This is a genomic window from Micromonospora carbonacea (genome assembly GCF_014205165.1).
In the GTDB taxonomy this organism is placed as follows: Bacteria; Actinomycetota; Actinomycetes; order Mycobacteriales; family Micromonosporaceae; genus Micromonospora; species Micromonospora carbonacea.
This window is the reverse complement of sequence record NZ_JACHMZ010000001.1, coordinates 2,870,308-2,891,524: the sequence shown is the minus strand read 5'-3', so window position 1 is coordinate 2,891,524 and position 21,217 is coordinate 2,870,308. Positions and strand designations below refer to the sequence as shown.

Below are 21,217 nucleotides of genomic sequence, written 5' to 3'. Positions count from 1 at the left end.
CCAGTTTGGAAACCACTCTTCCACAACCGTTGACGGCGCAGATTCAACGCGCGTAGATTACGGAACCTCACGCCGGCCGGAAGGAACGCCCTAATGATCGACTTGGTGCGGGCGACACCAAAAGCCCTGGTCATCGGCTCGATCCACCACGACCGCTCGCTGGACGTCGCCCGACTGCCAGGGCGGGGCGAGACGGTGATCTCCCGGCGTGCCCGCGACGGGCTCGGCGGCAAGGGAGCCAACCAGGCGGTGGCCATCGCCCGGATGGGCGTTGCCTGCGAACTGCTCGGTGTCGTCGGCGACGACGCCAGCGCGACGGTCGTCCGGGACGCACTGGCCAACCACGGCGTCTCGGTCACGCAGGTCGGCGTCGTCCCCGGCCGGCACACCGGGCGGGCCACCGTCGTGGTCGAGGCGACCGGCGAGAACCTGATCGTCGTCGAGCCCGGCCCGGTGGACCGAATCGACCGGGCCACGGTCGACGCGAACCTCCGCGACCACGCGACGCCGCCGGCCGTCGTGGTGGTCCAGGGCGAGGTGCCGCCCGCGGTCGTCGCGTGGGCGGCCGACTCGGCCGGCGCGGCCGGCACGAGATTCGTGCTGAACCTGGCCCCGGTCGTCCCGGTCGACCACGGGACGCTGCGCCGCGCCGATCCGCTCGTGGTCAACGAGCACGAGGCCGGCCACCTGCTCGAACTGCTCGACGGCGGGCCGGCCCGCATCGACGATGTCGACGACGCGCTCGGGGTGGCCCGCCGGCTCGTCGCCGCCGGCCCCCGGTCGGCCGTCGTCACCCTCGGCGCCGAGGGCGCGGTGCTCGCGGACGGGCCGACGGCTCACCACCTGGCGGCGTTCGCCGCCACGGTCGCCGACACGACGGGCGCCGGCGACTGCTTCACCGGGACGCTGGCCGCCGCGCTCGCCAGGGGCCACTCCCTGCCGGAGGCCGCCCGGTGGGGCCTGGCGGCGGCCTCCCTGGCGGTGAGCCGACCGGGCGCAGCCTCGGCCTTCCCGACGTGGGAGCAGGCCGGCGACGTGCTGCGCCGCGAGGCGACACCGCGATGACCGGGCCACGCCGGGTGACCCGGCAGGACGTCGCCCGCGAGGCGGGAACCTCGGTGGCGGTCGTCAGCTACGTCGTCAACGACGGACCACGCGCGGTCGCACCGGCCACGCGTCAGCGCGTCCTCGACGCGATCGAGCGGACCGGCTACCGACCCAACGCCATCGCGCAGGCCCTGGCCGGCGGCCGCTCCGGCGTGCTCGGCCTGGTCGTGCCGGACGTGTCCAACCCGTTCTTCTCCGCCCTGGCCAGGGCGATCGAGGACGAGGTCTTCCGGGAGGGGCAGGTTCTCCTGGTGGGCAACTCCGCCGAGAGCGCCGTGCGGGAGGCCCGACTCATCACCAGCTTCGTCGAGCGGCAGGTCGACGGCCTGCTGTACGTCGGGGTGGGCCACCACTCACCCGTCGAGGCGGCGATCCGGGCCGGGATACCGGTCGTCGCCCTCGACCGGCGCGACAGGTTCTCCGACATCTCCTCGGTCGTCGTCGACAACTTCGACGGCGCCGCCATGGCCACCGAACACCTCATCGCGCACGGCCACCGCCGCATCGCCGTCATCGCCGGCCCGTCGCACCTGTTCACGTCCGTCGAGCGGATCGGCGGGTGGCGCAAGGCCCTCAAGGCGCACGGCCTGCCCAACGACGAGAGCCTCTTCTTCGAGGCGCCGTTCTCGCGGGCCGGCGGCTACCAGGCGGCGGTCGCCCTGTTCGCGCGCGCAACGGCCGACGCGGTGCTCGTCACCGACGAGATGCAGGCCCTCGGCGTCCTGGCTGCCGCAGCCGACGCCGGCGTGGCGGTGCCGAACGGACTGGCCGTCGTGACCTTCGACGGCACCGAGCAGTCCCTGTTCAGCGTGCCACCGCTGACCACCGTCAGTCAGCCGCTGGCCAGCATCGCGCGACACGCGGTCGCCCTGACCCGACCCACGAGCCCGGGGGAGCCAAGGCACATCGTGTGCGACACCGAGCTCCTCCGTCGCCGCTCCTGCGGCTGCACCACGCACCACAGAGAGAACCACCAGGTGTCGACTCAGATGGCAGTCGGTGGCGACACCCGGGGCCCCCTATCGAAAGAGGACCATACCATGACAAAGAAGGTCGGCCGGATCGCCGGCGCTTCGTTGGCGGTCGCCGCCCTGGCGCTGAGCGCCTGCGGCTCCTCCGCCAACGACGATCCCAACGCGGACGTCACCATCACGTTCGTCACCCCGCACAAGGGCGTCTTCGACGAGGCGGTGGCGGCCTTCCACGAGGAGCACCCGAACATCGACGTCGAGGTGCAGATCATCCCCTTCGCCGAGATCGCGGCACAGACCCAGGCGCGGCTCGGCTCGAAGGACACCTCCATCGACGTCATCGCGGTGGACCCGCCGCGCCTGCCCGGCCTCGCCGCCCAGGGCTTCCTGCGGGACGTCTCCGCCGACGCCCCGGCCATGAAGGAGAGCCTGACCGCGGGCGGCATCTCCTCGGTCACCTGGGACGGCAAGCAGTACGGCTATCCGCTGTGGACCAGCGACAACTTCCTCTTCTACAACAAGGCCCTGCTCGCCAAGGCCGGGATCGCCGAGCCCGGGCCGGACAACGCCAGCCGCTGGACGTGGGACCAAACCCTGGAGGCCGCCACGAAGGCCAAGGCCGCCGGCGCCCAGTACGGCTTCGCCTTCGAGCAGGTCGACGCCTACTACGCCCTCCAGCCCGTGATCATGTCGATGGGCGGCGACGCCGGGCTGGCCGGCGACGGCAACCTCACCCCGGCCGTCGACACCGCGCAGTGGCGCGCCTTCGGCGACTGGTACGGCAAGCTCTACTCCTCCGGCCTGTCCCCCCGTGGCCTGGCGTCCGCCCAGATGCCGGACCTGTTCAAGAACGGCTCCGTCGCCTTCTACGTCGCCGGTCCGGCCCGCATCACCGACCTGCAGAAGAGCGGCCTCGCCGACAAGTGGGGCATGGCCCCGCTGCCGTACGCCGCGGGTGGGAAGGTCGTCACGCCGACCGACTCGTGGGCCGTCGGGGTCAGCAACGTCAGCGAGCACCCGACCGCGGCGCAGGAGTTCGCCCGCTACCTGTCGCTGTCCACGGACGGCGCGACGTCCGCATCGACGAAGTTCAACCTGCCGCCGGTCAACCAGAAGGCGTACCCGAAGTACATCCACTACATCGACGGCATCGCCCCCCGGCAGACCACCCAGTACGGCACCCTGCTCACCACCGACACCGACGAGCACGCGGTCCGGCGGCCGTCCTCGGTGGGGTACGTGGACTTCGAGACGATCGTGAACAAGGCGTTCGCCGACATCCGCAACGGCGGCGACCCGGCGCAGATCCTCGCCACCGCGCAGGACGCCCTCGCCCGGCAGCTGTCCCAGTACAAGTAGCGCGCCCGCCCCGGGCGGCGGGTCGCGCCGCCCGGGGCCGGCAGGCCCCGATCGGAAAGACACGAACGTGACACAAGCACCCCCGCGCCCCCGAGCTGGTCGCAGCCGCAACCGCGCGCGCCTGCGGACGCTCGGCACCGCCGGACTGTTCCTCCTGCCGGCCCTGACCGGCCTGGTCTTCCTACGACTCGTCCCGTCCGTCGAGGCGGTCACCTCGGCGGTGACGAACCGGCTCGGCGAGTTCTCGCTGACGAACTTCACCTACCTGTTCGGCGACCCCGCGTTCCTCGGCTCGCTGAAGGTCACCCTGCTGTTCTCGCTGGTCATCAACCCGTTCCAGATCGCGGTCGCGTTGTTCCTGGCCGTCCTACTCACCCGGCACATCCCGCTGGTGGGCCTCTGGCGCACGCTGATCCTGCTGCCCATCGCGATCCCGCAGACCGTGTCGGCGATCGTCTGGGGCGTGCTGTTCCGCCCGGACGGCCCGCTCAACGGCCTCCTCGGCACCCTCGGCATCCCGGCCGTGCCGTGGCTGGTGAGCCCGGACACCGCGCTGATGTCGATCGTCATCCTGTGCAGCTGGGTCGGGGTCGGCTACTGGATGACCTTCCTGGTCGCCGGCATCCACGAGATCCCCCGCAGCCTGTACGAGGCGTCGGACCTCGACGGCGCAGGCGGGTGGAAGCAGTTCGTCCACATCACCCTGCCCGGCATCCGCCGGCCCCTGCTGTTCGTCCTCGTCGCCGACACGGTCGCCAACTTCCTGGTCTTCGCCCCGGTGCGGATCCTGACCCAGGGCGGGCCAGAGGGATCGACCAACCTCATCATGAACTTCATCTTCGAACGCGCCTACACGCTGGCCGACACCGGCAGTTCCGCCGCGGCGACGGTCGTCCTCGTCAGCATCGTCATCGTGGTGGTCGCCGCGCAGTTCCGGCTGCTGCCCGGGAAGGACTAGCCATGGCCGACATCGTCGCAAGACGCAACGAGCGGCGCACCGGACGCCGCACGCTCTGGCTCGTCGTGCCGGTCGCCGCCCTGGCCGTCGCGCCCCTGCTGTGGGCCGTCGTCTCCTCGCTGCGCCCCGGCGAGGAGATCTTCCGCTACCTCTCCCCCGTCTCCGTCCGGACGGTGGTCCCCTCCACGGTCTCGCTGGACAATTACCGCGCGGTGCTCGAGAGCAGCTTCACCCTCGCGCTGCTGAACTCGGTGCTGGTCACCACGGTCAGCGTGGCCCTCGGGCTGGCCGTGTCGTCGCTGGCCGCGTTCGCGCTGGCGATGATCCCGTTCCCCGGGCGCGCGGCGCTGTTCGGCGTCATGGTCGTCAGCTTCCTGGTGCCGTTCGAGGCGATCGCCATCCCGCTCGCGTCGACGTTCCGCGAGGCCGACCTGCAGAACACGCTCGTCGGGCTGATCCTGCCGGCGATCGGCAACGGCCTGGCCATCTTCCTGCTGCGGCAGTTCTTCCTCGGCATCCCGACCTCGCTCAGCGAGGCCGCCCGGATGGACGGGTTGTCCTGGTTCGGCATCTACCTGCGGATCTACCTGCCGCTGTCGCGGGCGTCGATGGTCGGCGCCGGCCTGATCCTGTTCGTCTTCCAGTGGCAGTCGTTCCTGTGGCCGCTGCTCATCGCCCCCGCGCCGGCCGTGCGGGTCGCGCCCGTGGCCATCGCCGACTTCGCCCAGGAGTCCGGCGTCGACTACGGCCAGATGTTCGCCGCCGCCACCCTCACCGCCGTGGTCCCGCTGCTCGTGCTCCTCTTCGCGCAGCGGCAGTTCGCCTCGTCGCTCGCCTCCACCGGGGAGCGGGAGTGAGCGCCGGCCGCCCGCCGTCGCGGCGACGGATCATCGTCGACTGCGACCCGGGCAACGGCGTCCCGGGCGCGGACATCGACGACGGGCTCGCCCTGGCGCTCGCCGTCGCCTCCGACGCCATCCAGCTCGACATGATCACCGTCGTGTCCGGCAACACCCATCGGGACCAGGGCTACGCCGTCGCCCGCACCTTCGTCGACCTGGTCGGGCTCGACATCCCGGTGCACGCCGGCGCGGGCACCGCGCTGCTGGAGCCGAGCGGCCCCTGGCGCAGCCGGCAGGACCGGGTCACCCGCAGCGACGCGGTCCGCGCCGCGTGGTCCGCCGTGCCGCCGCCGGCGCCCCACGACCCCGGCACGGCGTTCGACGCCGCAGCGGAGATCGTCCGGCACGTCCGCGCCCACCCGGGTGAGATCACCATCGTGGCGATCGGTCCATTGACGAACGTGGCGCAGGCCCTGCAACTCGACCCCGGGTTGCCGGAGGTCGTCCGGGAGATCGTCGTCATGGGGGGCGCCTTCGACGTGCCCGGGTTCCTCCAGGAGCTGAACTTCGGCATCGACCCGGACGCGGCCCGGATCGTGCTGACCTCGGGGTGCCCGATCACGCTGCTCCCGCTGGACGCGACGTCGCAGACGCTGCTGCGCCATCAGGATCTCGACCTCGTGGACGTGGAGCGCTCCGCGCTGGCCCGGTACGTGGTCCAGACGACCCGCCCCTGGATCGACCTGGCCGCGGCCTGGCGCGACATCGACGGCTGCCTGCTGCACGATCCCCTCGCGGTGGCGCTGCTCGTCGATCCGGGCATCGTCACCGTCGAGGAGATGATGGTCGACGTCGAGACCCGGGGGACGCTCACCCGGGGCCGCCCGGTCGCCTGGACGCGGGAGAACCTGCGGCTGCACGTCGGGCTCGACATCTCCCGGGCCAAGCCCGTGCGGATCGTGAAGACGGTCGACAACGACCGGCTCCTGCGGACCATGTTCGCGGCGTACCACGGCTGGTCGGACCGGGCCGGATCCCGGGCGTAGCGGTCACCGGCCCGGGGCCGACGGGGCTTGCGCTGCAAGTCCGGTCGGCCCCGGGCCGGCGTGCGTCGCGGGCGCTCAGGCCGGGGCGGGCCGGCGTCCGGGGACGCCGGCGTCGGGTGTCCCGCCGGCCCGTTGCAGGGCCCGGCGCAGCTGCCCCGCGCCCCGGGGATCGTCCACGAAGAGCCCGCCCACCACCTCGCCGCGGTCGTCGAGGTAGAGGCAGTGCCGCCGACGGTCCGCGGTGTGCCAGCCGTCCGACACGATCCGGCCCGACCGGGCCGGGACCTCGCCGACGGTCTGGAGCTTGCGGCCGTACTGGTCGGACCACGCGTACGGCACGAAGGTCCCGGGGTCGAAGGACGGCCCCTCGACCACGACCCGGGCGACGGTCCTGGCCTGTTCGACGGCGTGCGACCAGTGCTCCGAACGTCGGCGGCCCCGGCCGGCGGGCCCCGGCCAGGCCGCGACGTCGCCGAGGGCGAGGATCGCCGGGTCGGCCGTCTGCCCGTGCGGCGACACCGGCACGCCGTCGGGCCCGGCGAGGCCGCTGCCGGCCAGCCACTCGACGTTCGGGACGCCGCCGATGCCGACGACGACCACGTCCGCATCGAGGACCGTCCCGTCGGCGAGCACGACCGAGGCGGCGTCGCCGCCGGCCGGCCCGACCGAGCGGACGTGCGCGCCGAGCAGCAGCCGGACCCCGGCGTCGCGGTGCAGCCGGGCCAGGTAGGTGGAGACGTCCGGGCCGAACTGCGGCAGCAGCGCGGTCTCGCGGGACACCAGGGTCACGGCGGCGCCGCCGGCCACGGCGGCGCAGGCGACCTCGCAGCCGATGAAGCCGGCGCCGATCACCACCAGGCGGCGTCCCGGGCCGAGTTTCGCCGCGATCAGCCGGGCGTCGTCGAGGGTGCGCAGCGTGTGCACGTGCGGGCCGCCGTTCGGGGCGGGCAGCTCGCGGGGCCGCGAGCCGGTCGCGACGACGAGGAAGTCGTACGGGACCAGGCCGCCGTCGACGAGCGTGACGAGCCTGCGCTCCCGGTCCAGGCCCGTGGCCGCCACGCCGAGCCGGACGTCGACCCGCAGCTCGGCGAGTTGTCCCTCGGTTACCAGGTGCGTGCGCCTCGCGGGCCACTCCCCCAGCAGCACCTGCTTGGACAGCGGCGGCCGGTCGTACGGCAGGTGCGGCTCCGCGCCGATCAGCGTCACCGGTTCGGCGTAGCCGAGGGCCCGGAGGTGCTGCGCGGTCCGCAGCCCGGCCAGGGAGGCGCCGACGACGACCGTTCCGCCCGTCACCGCGCGCTCCGTTCGAGTCGGATCGCGACCGCCGGGCAGGACTCGGCCGCCTCGCGCAGCTCGCCCTCGTCGGTGTCGGGGAAGGTCTCGCGCAGCGCCACCGCCTTGCCGTTCGCGTCGAGGTCGACGAGGTCCGGCGCGACCATCACGCAGTTGGCGAAGCCCTGACAGAGATCGAGGTCGACGTGCACGCGGATCATGACAGCTCCTTGGGGTCGGTGGGTGGGGCGGCGGCGAGCCGGTCCCGCAGTTCGGCCTTCTTCGCCTCGGCGAGCGAGTCGACCCGCAGCAGGGCACGGGCGCCGGCGAGGTCCCTGCGGTCGATGAGGATGCGGTTGGCGTCGGCGATCGAGTAGCCGTGCGGCTCGCGGGCGACGAGCCGCATGGTGTCGCCGACGCGGACGACACCCTCGCGGAGCACCCGGTAGAGGATGCCCGTCCGGTGGCTGCGGGCGACCTCGATGGTGAACCTGGGCCGGCGGTGGCGGGCGGCCACCTTGTGACAGGGGGACCGGGGCTGGGCCGCCTGCACGACGGCGTCGCCGACGGCGAAGACGTCGCCCACGTGCACCTCGAACTCGGTCAGCCCGGTGGTGGTGAAGTTCTCCCCGAGGGCCGCGTACTGCGGCAGGTCGAGCCCGAGGGTGTCGCGCCAGAACGCGTAGTTCTCGACGGAGTAGCTCAGCACCACCCGGTCCGGGCCGCCGTGGGTCTCGTAGACCTGCTCGTCCCCGGGCAGCCCGGCACGGGACACCCGGACCTCGTCGACCGGGGTCTTGAGGTATCCCGTGCGGATCTCCTGGTCGCCGCTGCGCAGCAGGGACGCGCCGCCCACGCAGAGCCACACGATGCGTCCCGCGAGGTCTTCCACCGGCAGGTCAGGACTCTCCATCACCACGACTCCTTCCGTATCATGGAAGGCATGTTTCCACAGCATCGCGCGCGTACACCAGTGGCGATGAATCCCCTTCGCCCCGATCCCGCCCCTCGTGGGCACTGGTCAGGGCTGTGTCCTCCGACACCGGCGGGCGAACAGGGCCGGTGCGGCGTGCCGGCGGCGCGGGAGGCGGGGCAGGACGAGCGGCGAGGGACGGGCGCGCGCCACCGCCGGGAGGCGGTGGCAGCACGGACCGGGGCTACTCCCCGGGGGTCCAGCCGAGGTGCGCCGACATTCGGGCGGCGGCCCCGGTCACGCTGCGGATGGCGGCGCTGCGGGCGGCCTCGGTGGCGAACCGACCGGACGAACCGGCGAGCGTCACGCTGGCGGTCGCCCGGCCGGTCGAGGTGAAGACCGGGGCGGCGACCGCCCAGACGCCCTCGTCGAGCTCGTCGGCGGCGATGTCGTAGCCCCGCTCCCGGATGACCGGCAGGCGCTCCAGGACGGACTCGGCGGTGTGCGGGCTCGCCGGCGTGAACTCGCCGAGCACGCTCGCGCCGAGCAGTTCCGCGGCGACCGCGGTCGGCAGGTGGGCGAGGAGCACCCGGGCCGCCGCGGCCGCGTTCAGCGGCATGACCTGCCCCAGGCGCACGAAGAGCCGGAGCGGATAGGTGCCCTCCACCAACGAGACGCAGACGGCCTCGCTGCCGTGCAACTCGGTCAGGAAGACCGTCTCGCCGGTGGCCTGGGACAACTCGCGCACGACGGTCGTGAGCGACTGCATGCCGCCGGCCCCGCTCACGTTCCTCTCGGTGAGATCGCGCACGGCCGGACCGAGGAAGTAGCGCAGGTCGATCGGCGACCGGCTGACGAATCGCTGTTCGCGCAGCACGGCAAGGATGCGGTGCATGCTGCCCAGCGGGATGTCGAGCGCCAGGTGCAGTTCCTGGAGGGTCATTCCGTCAGGCCGGCTGGACAGCGCCTGGAGGACCTGGAGCGCGCGCACGACGGGTTGCATCCCTCCACCCTATGAAGCACTCCGCGGCACGCCGTGCGGGGGTGGCGGGCGACCCCCGTCGCACCCCCCGACATTTACCTGACTAAGGTCAGGCACATGGACACGGAGCTTGTCGCGACGGTACGGCGGTTCAACCGGACGGTGACCCGGCGGGTGGGCGCGCTGGACGACGCGTACATGGCGCGCGGGCGGCCCCTCGCCCAGGCGCGCCTGCTGTGGGAGATCGGCCCGGACGGCGCCGAGGTCGCGGCGCTGCGGAACCGGCTCGGCCTGGACTCCGGGCACCTCAGCCGGCTCCTGCGCGCCCTGGAGGGCGACGGGCTCGTCACCGTCGCGCCGGGCGGCGGCGACGGCCGGGTCCGGCAGGCCACGCTCACCGACGCCGGCCGGGCCGAGTGGGCCGAGCTCGACGAACGCTCCGACGCGTTCGCCTGGTCGATCCTCGCGCCGCTCAGCGGGCCACGCCGCACCCGGCTCGTCGCGGCGATGGCCGAGGTGGAGCGGCTGCTCGTCGCGTCGAGGGTGACCATCGCGCCGTGCTCGCCGGGCGACCCACGGGCGCGGGTGTGCGTGCGGGCCTACGCCCGCGACGTCGCCCGGCGCTTCGACGGCGGCTTCGACCCGGCGCTGAGCAGCCCGCTCGGCGACGACGAGCTGACCCCGCCCGCCGGTGTGTTCCTGCTGGCCACCCTCGACGCCGAGCCCGTCGGCTGCGGCGCGGTGAAGCTGCGCCCCGGCGCGCCGGCCGAGATCAAGCGCGTGTGGGTCTCCGCGGCGGTGCGCGGCCTCGGCGTCGGCCGGCGGCTGCTCGACGAGCTGGAGGGGTACGCCGCCGCGCGCGGCTGGACCGCCGTCCGGCTGGACACCAACCGCAGCCTCACCGAGGCCATCGCCCTGTACCGCTCCGCCGGGTACCACGAGGTCGAGCCGTTCAACACCGAGCGCTACGCCCACCACTGGTTCGAGAAGCGCCTCGTCCCCTGACCGACGGGGCCGACCGGCAGGGCTGTCCGGTCGCCGAGCCCGGGCGTGACCGCCGGACCCTGCGTGGAGCCGTGGAGCCAGGGCATCGACGTGGAGCCACTGTGGAGTAGCCTGGCTCCATGTCGGACGAGCCCGGGCCCCGCCGGCGGGCGCGCGGCGAGATCGAGGAACTGCCCAGCGGCTCCCTGCGGGTCCGGGTCTATGCCGGGATCGACCCCGTGTCGAAGCGACGCCGCTACCTCACCCGGACGATACCGGCAGGGCCGGGCGCGATCGAGACGGCCGAGGCGGTGCGGGCCGAACTGCTCGCCACGGCGGGCCGGCACCGCCGGCCGCCCGCCCGCGCGCAGGTCGACGCGGCGGCGGCCGGTGCGGCGGCCGCCCGCCCCCCGGCCGCCCCGCCCGGCCAGCAGCGCACGGACGGCGCGGCGGGCGTCGAACGGCGGGGGCGCAGGCGGGGGGAACACACGCTCACCACGATCGCGCGCCTCGCGGACGTGTCGGTGCCGACGGTGTCGAAGGTGCTCAACGGCAGGTCGGGCGTCGCCGCCGGGACCCGGTCCCGGGTGGAGGCCCTGCTGCGGGAGCACGGCTACCGCCGGCCGGAGCTGGGCACCCCGAGCGCCATCGTGGAGGTGGTCTTCTACGGGATGCAGAGCAACCTGGCGGTGGCGATCATGCACGGGGTGGAGCAGGTCGCCGGCGAGCACCGGCTGGCCGTCGGCTTCACCGACGCCCGGCGGCAGCTGTCGCAGGGCCGGTTCTGGTCCCGCGACCTGCTGGCGCGGCGGCCGACGGGGGTGATCGCGGTGCACCTCGGCTTCACCTCCGAGCAGCACGCCCTGCTGCGGGCGAGCGCGATCCCGCTGGTGGTGCTGGATCCGACGGACGAGCTGCCGCTGCACACCGTCCCCTCGGTGACGGCGACGAACTGGAGCGGCGGCTTCGAGGCCGCGCGGCACCTGCTCGACCTGGGTCACCGGCGGATCGCCGTGATCACCGGCCCGACCGAGCGGCTCTGCGCCCGGGCCAGGCTCGACGGCGCGCGGGCGGCGATGGAGGCCGCCGGGGCCGGGCTGGAGCCGAGGCTGCTGCGCACGGGGGCCTGGTTCTCCTTCGAGGACGGTCTCAGCCTCGGCCAGGACCTGCTGCGCCTCAACCCGACCCCGACGGCGGTGCTGTGCGGCAACGACCTTCAGGCCCTGGGGGTCTACGAGGCCGCCCGCCGGACCGGCCGGCGTATCCCCCAGGATCTCAGCGTCGTGGGTTTCGACGACATCCCGCACACCAGGCTGTGCGGCCCGACGATGACCTCGGTGCAGCAGCCGCTCACCGACATGGGGGCCGCCGCCGCCCGCATGGTGCTGGCCCTGGCCACCAACCAGCGCCTCCCCCAGACCCGCGTCGAGCTGGCGACCACGCTCGTCGTACGGGACAGCACCGCCGCTCCCGGCGTGCGGTGACCGGTGCCGCGGCGGTCCTCGGAAACCTCTCCTTGTCGCCGCCGACTCGTTTCGATAGCATCCGAACCGATCGATACCGCCCGTCCCCTGCGCGCGCCGCCGGCCACGGCGGCCGGCGAAGAAGGAAGGTGCCGTCCCAGGCCGCCCGTCGTCTGCTCGCGCCCGTCCGCGAGCCGTGATGACGAACATCACGGTTTGCAGCCGCAGTACGGCCGCCTTCTCCAGCCCACCCGACACCACCGCCGCGTAGACTCTCGCTGATTTGGCGTTGTCCACGGCGGTGTGTCTGCGTGCCCCGAGGTCGATGCCCGGCGAAGCATCGGTCCGACCACCCGGCGTCAACGGGCCGGGAGGGCGCACGGAGAGGTGGGTGGGATGACCGCACGCGGTCCTGCGATGAGGGACGTGGCCCGCCTAGCCGGGGTGTCGCACCAGACCGTGTCGCGCGTCCTCAACGGGCACCCCAACGTCCGGGAACAGACCCGGCTGCGGGTGCAGGCCGCGATCAGCCAGCTCGGCTACCGCCCGAACCGCGCGGCCCGTGCGCTGGTCACCGGGCGGTCCCAGGTCCTCGGCGTGGTGGCGCTCAACACCACGCTCTACGGCCCGGCGTCCCTGCTGTCGGCGTTCGAGCTCGCCGCGGCCGAGGCGGGCTTCGCCGTCAGCGTGGGCAGCGTCCGCAACCTGGACCGCGACTCCATCACCGCCGTCGTCGAACGGCACCTGGCGCACCGCGTCGCCGGGATCGTGGTGATCGCGCCCGTGGAGTCCGCCGGCGAGGCGCTGGACTGCCTGCCCACCGACATTCCGCTGGTCACCGTCGACGGCGACCCCCGCCGACCGGAGCCCCTGGTCACCATCGACCAGGTGGAGGGCGGCCGGCTGGCCACCCAGCACCTGCTCGACGCGGGCCACCGGACGGTCTGGCACGTCTCCGGCCCGGGCGACTGGTTCGACAGCGCCGGCCGGATCGCGGGGTGGCGGGAGACGCTGCGGGCCGCGGGCGCGGAGGCTCCTCCCGTGTTGCAGGCGGACTGGTCGGCGGCGTCGGGATACCGCTGCGGGCAGATGCTGGCGCGCACGCCGGGGGTGACCGCGATCTTCACCGCCAACGACGACCTCGCCCTGGGCGTGCTGCACGCGCTGCACGAGCACGGCCGGCGGGTGCCGGAGGAGGTCAGCGTCGTCGGCTTCGACGACGTGCCCGACGCGGCCTACTTCATCCCGCCGCTGACCACCGTCCGCCCCGACTTCGACACCGTGGCGAAGGCCAGCCTCAGCCTGCTGCTGACCCAGATCGAGTCCGGCGTCGACCGCACGCTGCGGCAGACCGTGTCCCCGACGTTGATGACGCGCAGCAGCGTCGGCCCGCCGCCCGGGTGATCCCGCCGCCGGCACCGCCGCGCCGGCACCGCTCGACCGCCGGTTGATAGCGATAACATCCCGGCCCCCGCCCGCAAGCCCCGCCACGGCCCGCCCCGAGCCGGCCGACGAGCGCGCCCACCGCTGGGCCATCGGGCGGCTCACCGGCGCAAACATGCCCGCCTCCCAGTCGTAAGAAGCTCGATAGAATCACCTTCTTGAATCAATCGAGGCGTCGAACGTAACATGTCAGTCGTCGCATGTGAACGTTAACGCGACGCTTATCGGTCGAGCCCGGCGACCTACCGGCTCGACGACCTGCCCTCGGGCCGCAGTTCCCGTCCCTGGCCCGGCACCCCTTGGAGGTCCGATGCCCCTGCCCATCAACCGACGGCAGCTGTTGCAGGCCGCCGGCGCGACCGCGGTCGTCTCCGCGGCCGGCGCCACGTTCGCCGGCTCGCAGCCGGCCGCTGCGGCGTTGGCGGTCCCGCCGGCGCGACCGGACACCGGCGTCTCGGCGTACCCGTTCGAGCCGGGCCAGGTGCGGCTGACCGCCGGCCGCTGGCTGGACAACCAGAACCGCACGCTGAGCTACCTGCGCTTCGTCGACGTCGACCGGCTGCTCTACAACTTCCGCGCCAACCACCGCCTGTCCACCAACGGCGCCGCGTCCAACGGCGGCTGGGACGCCCCGTCGTTCCCGTTCCGCACCCACATGCAGGGGCACTTCCTGACCGCCTGGGCCCAGGCGTACGCGGCCCTCGGCGACACCACCTGCCGCGACAAGGCGAACTACATGGTCGCCGAGCTGGCCAAGTGCCAGGCGAACAACGGCGCGGCCGGGTTCACCGCGGGCTACCTGTCCGGGTTCCCCGAGTCGGACTTCGCGGCGCTGGAGGCGCGCACCCTGTCCAACGGCAACGTGCCCTACTACTGCATCCACAAGACCCTCATCGGGCTGCTGGACGTCTGGCGCTACATCGGCAACACCCAGGCCCGCACCGTGCTGCTGGCGCTGGCCGGCTGGGTCGACACCCGCACGTCCCGGCTGAGCTCCAGCCAGATGCAGAACATGCTGGGCACCGAGTTCGGCGGCATGAACGAGGCGCTGGCCGACCTCTACCAGTACACCGGCGACGGCCGCTGGCTCACCGTCGCCCAGCGCTTCGACCACGCGGCCGTGTTCAACCCGCTCGCCAGCAACTCCGACCAGCTCAACGGGCTGCACGCCAACACGCAGGTGCCCAAGTGGATCGGCGCGGCGCGTGAGTTCAAGGCGACCGGCACCACGCGGTACCGCGACATCGCCAGCAACGCGTGGAACATGACCGTCAACGCGCACACGTACGTCATCGGCGGCAACAGCCAGGCCGAGCACTTCCGCCCGCCCAACGCGATCGCCGGCTACCTCACCAACGACACGTGCGAGCACTGCAACACGGTCAACATGCTGAAGCTGACCCGGGAGCTGTGGCTGATCGACCCGAACCGGGCGGCGTACTTCGACTTCTTCGAGCGCGCCCTGGCCAACCACGTCATCGGCGCACAGAACCCGGCCGACGGCCACGGCCACGTCACCTACTTCACCCCGCTCAAGCCGGGCGGCCGACGGGGCGTCGGCCCCGCCTGGGGCGGCGGCACCTGGAGCACCGACTACAACTCGTTCTGGTGCTGCCAGGGCACCGGCCTGGAGGTCAACACCAGGCTGATGGACTCGATCTACTTCTACAACGGCACCACGCTCACCGTGAACCTGTTCGCGCCGTCGACGCTGAACTGGTCCCAGCGCGGCATCACGGTCACCCAGAGCACCAGCTACCCGGTCGGCGACACCACCACCCTCACCCTGTCCGGCACCATGAGCGGCTCGTGGAGCATCCGGGTGCGCATCCCGGCGTGGACCACCGGCGCGACGATCGCCGTCAACGGCACGACGCAGAGCGTGGACACCACGCCCGGCGGCTACGCCACGGTCACCCGCACCTGGGCCGCGGGCGACACCATCACCGTGCGGCTGCCGATGCGGGTCGTGCTCTCCCCCGCCAACGACAACGCGGCCGTCGCCGCCGTCACCTACGGCCCGATGGTGCTGGCCGGCAACTACGGCAACACCACCCTGAACGCCCTGCCCTCGCTCAACGCCACGTCGGTCACCCGGACCAGCACGAGCTCGCTCGCGTTCACCGCGTCCGCCAACGGCGCGACGGTCAACCTCGCGCCGTTCCAGGACGCGCACGGCTACAACTACACCGTCTACTGGAGCGTCAGCGGCGGCACCGGCACCACCACCCACAAGCTGATCAACGTCGGCAGCGGCCTGGTGCTCGGCATCCAGAACATGTCCACCGCCGACGGCGGGCTCGCCCTCCAGTGGGGCGACACCGGCACCGCCGACCACAACTGGGTCGTCGTGACCGACGGCGGCAACGTCAAGTTCCGCAACGTCAACAGCGGCAAGGTCCTCGGCGTCGAGAACATGTCCACCGCCGACAACGCCCGCGTCCTACAGTGGGCCGACAACGGCACCGCCGACCACCTGTGGACCCTGCTGAACCAGGGCGACGGCACCTACAAGATCCGCAACGTCAACAGCGGCAAGCTGCTCGGCATCCTCAACGGCTCCACCGCCCAGGGCGCGCAGGCCGTGCAGGACTCCGACAACGGCAGCGCCGACAACCGCTGGCGGCTCGTCGCCAACGGCTGAACGGCTAGGCCCCGCCCGCGACCGTGGACGGGCCACGCCGGTGACGCTGTCGCCGGCGTGGCCCGCTTCCGGGTCGGTGGGCGCTCGTGGTGACACGCGGGCACCCGTGGCTGGGGTGGTTCCGGCCCGGCCCGGCGGCTGCATCCCGCCCACGGTCCGCAGCAGGCCCGCCGCGCGGGGAGGCGATGCATTGACAGGCATGAGGACCGGGGCTACGGTGCGCCAGGAAAGCGCTTTCACGCCCCGTTGCCGGCCTCCTACCCCGTCCCCCGGAGGTTCCTCCACCATGCGCAGAAGCCGCCGACGGCCCCTGCTCGCCGTCGCCACCGCCGCCCTCACCGCCGCCGCGCTCGGCCTGACCCAGCTCGGCGGCGTCCAGTCCGCGTACGCCGCCACGCTGTTCAGCGACGACTTCACCGACGGGGACACCGCCGGCTGGTCGAAGTCCGGCGGGACCTGGTCGGTCGTCGCCGACGACAGCCCCGCCCTGCACCAGGCCAAGGCCGACACCGACAACGCGCGCCTGTTCGCCGGCACCTCGACCTGGACCGACTACACCGTCCAGGCCCGGGTCAAGGCCCTGACCCTGCCGGCCGACGGGGCCGTGGCCCTGCTGGCCCGGGCCTCCGGGTCGACCACCTACTACCGGCTCGCCCTGCTGCCCGGCAACCAGGTCCGGCTGGAGGCGGTCCGCAGCGGCGCGGCGACCACCCTGGGCACGCTGTCGCGCACCGTCGCCACCGGCGCCTGGTACACGCTGCGCATCGAGGCCGCCGGGTCGACCGTGCGCGGGTGGGTCGACGGCGTCCCGGTCGGCTCGGGCACCGGCAGCATCGCCACCGGGCGCATCGGCGTGCAGACCCGCCACGCCACCGCCCGCTACGACGACGTGACGGTCACCAGCGGCGCCACCACCCCCACCACGCCACCGACCGGCACTCCCCCGCCGACCACCACCCCCACCGCGACGCCGACGACCACGCCCCCCGCCTCGCCGACCCCGACGCCCACCGGCACCCCGCCGGCCGGCGACACGGTGGTCGTCGCGAAGGACGGCAGCGGCGCCTACACCAGCGTGCAGGCGGCGGTGGACGCCGTGCCCGCCGGCAACACCACCGGGCGCACCATCGTCATCCGGCCCGGCACCTACCGGGAACTGGTCACCATCCCCGCCGACAAGCCCCACGTCACCCTCGTCGGCTCCACCGGCGACGCCCGCGACGTGGTCATCACCTACGACAACGCCTCGGGCACCCCGAAGCCGGACGGTGGCACCTACGGCACCTCGGGCAGCGCCTCGGTGACCATCGACGGCAGCGACTTCACCGCCCGGCACCTGACCTTCGCCAACAGCTTCGACGAGGCCGCCCACGACTACAGCGCCGAGCAGGCCGTCGCCGTGCTCACCCGCGCCGACCGGCTGGTCTTCGACAACGTCCGGTTCCTCGGCAACCAGGACACCCTCTACCACAACAGCGCCAACAGCAGCGCCATCGGCCGCGCGTACTTCCGCGACTGCTACGTCGAGGGCGACGTCGACTTCATCTTCGGCCGGGGCACCGGCGTCTTCGACCGCTGCGAGATCAGGTCGCTCGACCGCGGTTCGTCGAGCAACAACGGGTACGTCACCGCGCCGTCCACGATGATCGGCAACCCGTACGGCCTCCTGTTCGTCGGCTGCACCCTGACCACCGACTCGGCCGCCGCCCAGAGCGTGCACCTCGGCCGGCCGTGGCACCCCAGCGGCGACGTCAACGCGATCGGCCAGGTCGTGTTCCGCGACAGCGTCCTCGGGGCGCACGTCAAGGACTCCCCGTGGACGGACATGTCCGGGTTCTCGTGGCGCGACGCCCGGTTCTTCGAGTACCGCAACAGCGGCCCCGGCGCGACGGTCACCGCCGACCGCCCGCAGCTCACCGACGCCCAGGCGCCCACCTACACGGCGCAGCAGTACCTGGCCGGTTCGGACGGCTGGAACCCGATCCACTGACCGACCCCGGTACGCGGGGCGGCGGGACCACACGCCGCCCCGCGTACCGGCGGGTAACCTCCCGCCATGACGCACGAACGCGAGATCACCGCCCCCGTCGACCTCTGCCTGCCCGACGGCCGGCTCGACCCGGCGGCGATCGGCTGGACCCGCCGCCCCCTGCACCGGGCCAACCTGCGGGGCTGGGGGCGGACCAAGCGCTGGGAGTACTGGGGCGTCGTCACCCCCGCCCACGTCATCGGGGTCGTCGTGTCGTCGCTGGACTACGCCGGCGTGCACAGCCTCTACGTGCTCGACCGCGCCACCGGCGAGGAGGTCGTCACCGAGGCGGTGGTGCCGCTGGCCCGCGGGGTGGAGCTGCCCGAGCGCAGCGGCGTCGGCCCCGTCACCGCGCGCGGGCCGGTGACCGTCGACGTCGACCAGCGCCCCGACGGCACCACCCTGCGCGCCACCGCCGGCGACGTCGAGGTCGACCTGGCCATGCCGCTGCCCGCCGGCCACGAGTCGCTCGGGGTGGTCGTGCCGTGGGGCCAGCGGCGGTTCCAGTACACCGTCAAGGACGTCGGGCGGCCCGTGCGCGGCCGGCTGCGCGTCGGGGGCGCGTGGCACGACGTCCCCGCCGACGGGTCGTTCGCCGTGCTCGACCACGGCCGGGGACGGTGGCCGTACTCGATCGCCTGGAACTGGGCGGCGGGCAGCGGGCCCGGCCGGGCCGTCCAGCTCGGCGGGAAGTGGACCGACGGCACCGGCAGCACCGAGAACGGGCTGTTCGTCGCCGGCCGGCTGCACAAGATCGGCGACGAGCTGCGCTGGACGTACGACCGGTCCGACTGGCTGCGCCCGTGGCGGATCGCCGGCGACCGGGTGGACGTGACGCTGCACCCCTTCCACGAGCGGGCCGCCCGCACCAACCTCGGCGTGGTGGCCAACGAGACGCACCAGTGCTTCGGGCACTTCACCGGCTGGGCGGCCACCGACGACGGCGAGCGGATCGACCTCGACGGGCTCGTCGGCTGGGCCGAGGAGGCCCGCAACCGCTGGTAGCCGCGCCGGGCAACGGCCTGTCGCCCGTCCGCGCCCGCGTCCCGGTCAGCGCAGCAGACGCACCGCGCCCGGCACGGCGGTCACCGTCACCGGCAGGTCGAGGCACCGCTCCCCGTCGGCGTACGTGGTGATGCCCTCGGCCGCCAGCTCCACCGTGCGGGCCCGGTGGCTGCTCACCAGCGGGTGCCGCACGTGGGTGCCCCGGTAGATGCGCGGCTTCACCCGGATCAGCGTGCGCCTGTCGAACCGGCCGCCGACCACCACGTCCAGCAGGCCATCCGTCGGGTCCGCGTCGGGGCAGATCCGCATGCCGCCGCCGTAGCTGGCGCAGTTGCCGACCGCCACCAGCACCGCGTCGCGCTCCAGTGGCTCGCCGTCGAGCCGCAGGGTGTAGCGGCGCGGGCGCAGCCGGGCAAGCTCCACCAGGATCGCCAGGTCGTAACGGCGGGGGCCACGCGGGCGGCGCATCCGGTTGGCCCGCTCGTTGACGATCGCGTCGAAGCCGGCGGCGAGCACCGCCCCGTACCACCGGGTGTCGCCGCCGGGGCCGGTCATCCGGGCCAGGTCCACCGGCCGGGTCCGGCCCTCGCGCAGCGCGGCGGCGACGGTCTCGACGGCGGCGATCGGGTCGGCGGGAAAGCCGGTGTCGGTGGCGAAGTCGTTGCCGGTGCCGGCCGGCACCGGAGCGAACGGCACCCCCGTGCCGGCCACCGCCTGCAGGCCCCGGTGCACCGTGCCGTCGCCGCCGACGGTGACCAACGCGGCGGCCCCGTCGGCGACGGCGGCCCGGCACGCCGCCTCGGCCTGCGCGCCCGTGCCCGCCTCCAGCAGCCGCACCGGGCGGCCCGCCGTCGCCAGCCGGTCGAGCAGGCGCGGCAGCAGGCCCCGGTGCCGCCCGCGCCCGGCCGTGGGGTTGGCGAGCACGGCGACGGGACCGTCGGGGCGCGGCCCGGGGGCGGGGTGGTCGGCTGCGGTCACGGCGAGCACCGTACCGCCCGCCCGCACCGCCGTGGCACCGCCGACCGGCCCGCGCCGGACGGTCCCGACGCCGGTTGCGGGACTCGTCGCCGAAGCAATCTGCCGTCGCGTTGAACGACCGGCGGGCCAACCCCGTACGTTCCGGTGAAGGGAGCTGCCCCATGAAGCGCATGACCCCGCTGCTGACGCTGGTGACCGGAGCCGGAATGGCGGCCGTACTGTTCGCGATGAGCGCGCAGGCGGCACCGACGGCCGCGCCGCCGAAGGTGGACGCCGCGCCCCCGGCCAGCGCCGCCGACGCGCCGCCGGCGCCGTCCGGGAGCCAACCGCCCGAGCTGTCCCCGGGTGCCTCGGCGCCCCCGTCGGCGGCCCCCGGCGCGACGGACGTCCCGGCCGCCGGCACGCCCGAACAGAAGGTGGACGCGAGCTGGACCGGCCGCCTGAACAACGGCGCCAGCATCGCCATCACCTCCCGCGACGGCGCCGCCGAGGCGTACGTGTGCGACGGCAAGGACATGGAGCTGTGGCTGCGCGGCACGGCCGCCGACGGAAAGCTCGCACTCGACGGCAAGAACGCGAAGCTCACCGGGACGTTCGACGGCTCCGAGGCGACCGGCAAGCTGACCATCGGCGGCGACACGACCACGTTCACCGCGAAGGCCACGGCGGGAACCGCCCCCGTGGTCTACCGGGCGACCCCGCAGCTACGGGACGCCGGGGTCGACGGCGGCTGGATCCTGCGGCCCGACGGCACCCAGATCGGCGTGCTCACCTGGAACGGTCGGCCGATCCCGGCGCCGCCGCTGGACCCTGCGTTCGGCACCACGATCGTCGAGGGACTGACCGTCACCGCCCGGCCGGTGATCCCCGCGCCGGAGCCCGGCCGGTGACCAGCGGCGACTGGCGCGCCGGCACGGACGTCGCCCCGGCCGGCGACGACTGGGACAGCGGCACGAAGGCCCCGCCCCGCGTCGACTGGGACACCCCGCCCGAGGTCGACGTGTGGGGCGGCGACGCGGACAGCGCGCCCCGGGCCGCCGCCTGGGACGGCGGGGACGACGGCCCGCGGGCCGGCGGGTGGATCGGCGACAGCGGTGACGCGCCGCGCGCCGGCAGGCCGGGCCGTGGCAGCGACGACCTGCCCCGCGCCGGGGCGTGGGGCGACGGCCCGGACACCGGGCCCGAGGTCGACGTATGGGCCACCGGGACGGGTGCCCGCCC

Annotated in this window: 17 protein-coding genes; 12 read left to right on the top strand and 5 right to left on the bottom strand. The window is 73.7% G+C overall.

Features of this window, described 5'->3' with window-relative positions; genetic code table 11:
- The first annotated feature begins 93 nt into the window (after positions 1–93).
- From HDA31_RS12545 to HDA31_RS12525, 5 genes are all read left to right on the top strand, one after another.
- Positions 94–1,065 (top strand): ribokinase, encoded by a 972-nt coding sequence (locus HDA31_RS12545; protein ID WP_178065195.1) that lies wholly within the window; start codon positions 94–96, stop codon positions 1,063–1,065.
- Positions 1,062–3,437 (top strand): extracellular solute-binding protein, encoded by a 2,376-nt coding sequence (locus HDA31_RS12540; protein ID WP_178065194.1) that lies wholly within the window; start codon positions 1,062–1,064, stop codon positions 3,435–3,437. The genes HDA31_RS12545 and HDA31_RS12540 overlap by 4 nt, the downstream gene beginning before the upstream one ends.
- Before the next feature lie 67 nt (positions 3,438–3,504).
- A complete protein-coding gene (locus tag HDA31_RS12535) occupies positions 3,505–4,395 on the top strand; it encodes a carbohydrate ABC transporter permease (RefSeq protein ID WP_219824910.1) in 891 nt (296 codons plus the stop codon).
- Positions 4,396–4,397: 2 nt separating this feature from the next.
- Complete coding sequence (locus HDA31_RS12530) at positions 4,398–5,252, top strand: carbohydrate ABC transporter permease (RefSeq protein WP_178065193.1); 855 nt, start codon at positions 4,398–4,400, stop codon at positions 5,250–5,252.
- A complete protein-coding gene (locus HDA31_RS12525; protein ID WP_178065192.1) occupies positions 5,249–6,283 on the top strand; it encodes a nucleoside hydrolase in 1,035 nt (344 codons plus the stop codon). The genes HDA31_RS12530 and HDA31_RS12525 overlap by 4 nt, the downstream gene beginning before the upstream one ends.
- A 75-nt stretch (positions 6,284–6,358) precedes the next feature.
- Here the strand turns inward: HDA31_RS12525 and HDA31_RS12520 are convergent, their stop codons facing one another.
- The 4 genes from HDA31_RS12520 to HDA31_RS12505 all read right to left on the bottom strand — a co-directional run bounded on the left by HDA31_RS12520 (position 6,359) and on the right by HDA31_RS12505 (position 9,471).
- A complete protein-coding gene (locus HDA31_RS12520) occupies positions 6,359–7,576 on the bottom strand; it encodes an NAD(P)/FAD-dependent oxidoreductase (protein WP_178065191.1) in 1,218 nt (405 codons plus the stop codon).
- Complete coding sequence (locus HDA31_RS12515) at positions 7,573–7,776, bottom strand: ferredoxin (RefSeq protein ID WP_178065190.1); 204 nt, start codon at positions 7,774–7,776, stop codon at positions 7,573–7,575. The genes HDA31_RS12520 and HDA31_RS12515 overlap by 4 nt, the downstream gene beginning before the upstream one ends.
- Positions 7,773–8,468 carry an MOSC domain-containing protein gene (locus HDA31_RS12510; protein ID WP_178065189.1) on the bottom strand — a complete coding sequence of 232 codons (696 nt, stop codon included), beginning with the start codon at positions 8,466–8,468 and terminating at the stop codon, positions 7,773–7,775. The genes HDA31_RS12515 and HDA31_RS12510 overlap by 4 nt, the downstream gene beginning before the upstream one ends.
- 244 nt (positions 8,469–8,712) lie before the next feature.
- On the bottom strand, positions 8,713–9,471 hold the full coding sequence (locus tag HDA31_RS12505) for an IclR family transcriptional regulator (RefSeq protein ID WP_178065188.1): 759 nt from the start codon (positions 9,469–9,471) through the stop codon (positions 8,713–8,715).
- Between the two features lie 96 nt (positions 9,472–9,567).
- On the opposite strand from HDA31_RS12505, the gene HDA31_RS12500 reads away from it, so the two are divergent.
- From HDA31_RS12500 to HDA31_RS12475, 6 genes are all read left to right on the top strand, one after another.
- Positions 9,568–10,455, top strand: coding sequence for a bifunctional helix-turn-helix transcriptional regulator/GNAT family N-acetyltransferase (locus HDA31_RS12500; protein WP_178065187.1), 888 nt, complete (start codon positions 9,568–9,570; stop codon positions 10,453–10,455).
- Between the two features lie 119 nt (positions 10,456–10,574).
- Positions 10,575–11,918 carry a LacI family DNA-binding transcriptional regulator gene (locus HDA31_RS12495; RefSeq protein ID WP_221486607.1) on the top strand — a complete coding sequence of 448 codons (1,344 nt, stop codon included), beginning with the start codon at positions 10,575–10,577 and terminating at the stop codon, positions 11,916–11,918.
- Between the two features lie 375 nt (positions 11,919–12,293).
- Complete coding sequence (locus HDA31_RS12490; RefSeq protein WP_074477185.1) at positions 12,294–13,301, top strand: LacI family DNA-binding transcriptional regulator; 1,008 nt, start codon at positions 12,294–12,296, stop codon at positions 13,299–13,301.
- A 349-nt stretch (positions 13,302–13,650) separates the two neighbouring features.
- Positions 13,651–15,984, top strand: a complete 2,334-nt coding sequence (locus HDA31_RS12485; protein WP_178065186.1) for a beta-L-arabinofuranosidase domain-containing protein — start codon at positions 13,651–13,653, stop codon at positions 15,982–15,984.
- A 286-nt stretch (positions 15,985–16,270) separates the two neighbouring features.
- Entirely contained in the window at positions 16,271–17,974 is a 1,704-nt protein-coding gene (locus HDA31_RS12480; RefSeq protein WP_178065185.1) for a pectinesterase family protein, read from the top strand.
- A gap of 66 nt (positions 17,975–18,040) precedes the next feature.
- A complete protein-coding gene (locus tag HDA31_RS12475) occupies positions 18,041–19,018 on the top strand; it encodes a DUF2804 domain-containing protein (RefSeq protein ID WP_178065184.1) in 978 nt (325 codons plus the stop codon).
- A 45-nt stretch (positions 19,019–19,063) separates the two neighbouring features.
- On the opposite strand, the gene HDA31_RS12470 is transcribed toward HDA31_RS12475, so the two are convergent.
- Positions 19,064–20,005 carry a diacylglycerol/lipid kinase family protein gene (locus tag HDA31_RS12470; RefSeq protein ID WP_178067504.1) on the bottom strand — a complete coding sequence of 314 codons (942 nt, stop codon included), beginning with the start codon at positions 20,003–20,005 and terminating at the stop codon, positions 19,064–19,066.
- 152 nt (positions 20,006–20,157) lie between these two features.
- Here HDA31_RS12470 and HDA31_RS12465 point away from each other — a divergent pair, with 152 nt between their 5' ends.
- Complete coding sequence (locus HDA31_RS12465; RefSeq protein ID WP_178065183.1) at positions 20,158–20,886, top strand: hypothetical protein; 729 nt, start codon at positions 20,158–20,160, stop codon at positions 20,884–20,886.
- The last annotated feature ends 331 nt before the right edge of the window (positions 20,887–21,217 follow it).

Bases quoted from the DNA above. Each gene is read 5' to 3' on its own strand.
- HDA31_RS12510 (WP_178065189.1), bottom strand. From the start codon at position 8,468: ATGGAGAGTCCTGACCTGCCGGTGGAAGACCTCGCGGGACGCATCGTG.
- HDA31_RS12480 (WP_178065185.1), top strand. From the start codon at position 16,271: ATGCGCAGAAGCCGCCGACGGCCCCTGCTCGCCGTCGCCACCGCCGCC.
- HDA31_RS12490 (WP_074477185.1), top strand. From the start codon at position 12,294: ATGACCGCACGCGGTCCTGCGATGAGGGACGTGGCCCGCCTAGCCGGG.
- HDA31_RS12530 (WP_178065193.1), top strand. From the start codon at position 4,398: ATGGCCGACATCGTCGCAAGACGCAACGAGCGGCGCACCGGACGCCGC.
- HDA31_RS12545 (WP_178065195.1), top strand. From the start codon at position 94: ATGATCGACTTGGTGCGGGCGACACCAAAAGCCCTGGTCATCGGCTCG.
- HDA31_RS12505 (WP_178065188.1), bottom strand. From the start codon at position 9,471: ATGCAACCCGTCGTGCGCGCGCTCCAGGTCCTCCAGGCGCTGTCCAGC.
- HDA31_RS12465 (WP_178065183.1), top strand. From the start codon at position 20,158: ATGAAGCGCATGACCCCGCTGCTGACGCTGGTGACCGGAGCCGGAATG.
- HDA31_RS12485 (WP_178065186.1), top strand. From the start codon at position 13,651: ATGCCCCTGCCCATCAACCGACGGCAGCTGTTGCAGGCCGCCGGCGCG.
- HDA31_RS12500 (WP_178065187.1), top strand. From the start codon at position 9,568: ATGGACACGGAGCTTGTCGCGACGGTACGGCGGTTCAACCGGACGGTG.
- HDA31_RS12540 (WP_178065194.1), top strand. From the start codon at position 1,062: ATGACCGGGCCACGCCGGGTGACCCGGCAGGACGTCGCCCGCGAGGCG.
- HDA31_RS12475 (WP_178065184.1), top strand. From the start codon at position 18,041: ATGACGCACGAACGCGAGATCACCGCCCCCGTCGACCTCTGCCTGCCC.
- HDA31_RS12495 (WP_221486607.1), top strand. From the start codon at position 10,575: ATGTCGGACGAGCCCGGGCCCCGCCGGCGGGCGCGCGGCGAGATCGAG.
- HDA31_RS12515 (WP_178065190.1), bottom strand. From the start codon at position 7,776: ATGATCCGCGTGCACGTCGACCTCGATCTCTGTCAGGGCTTCGCCAAC.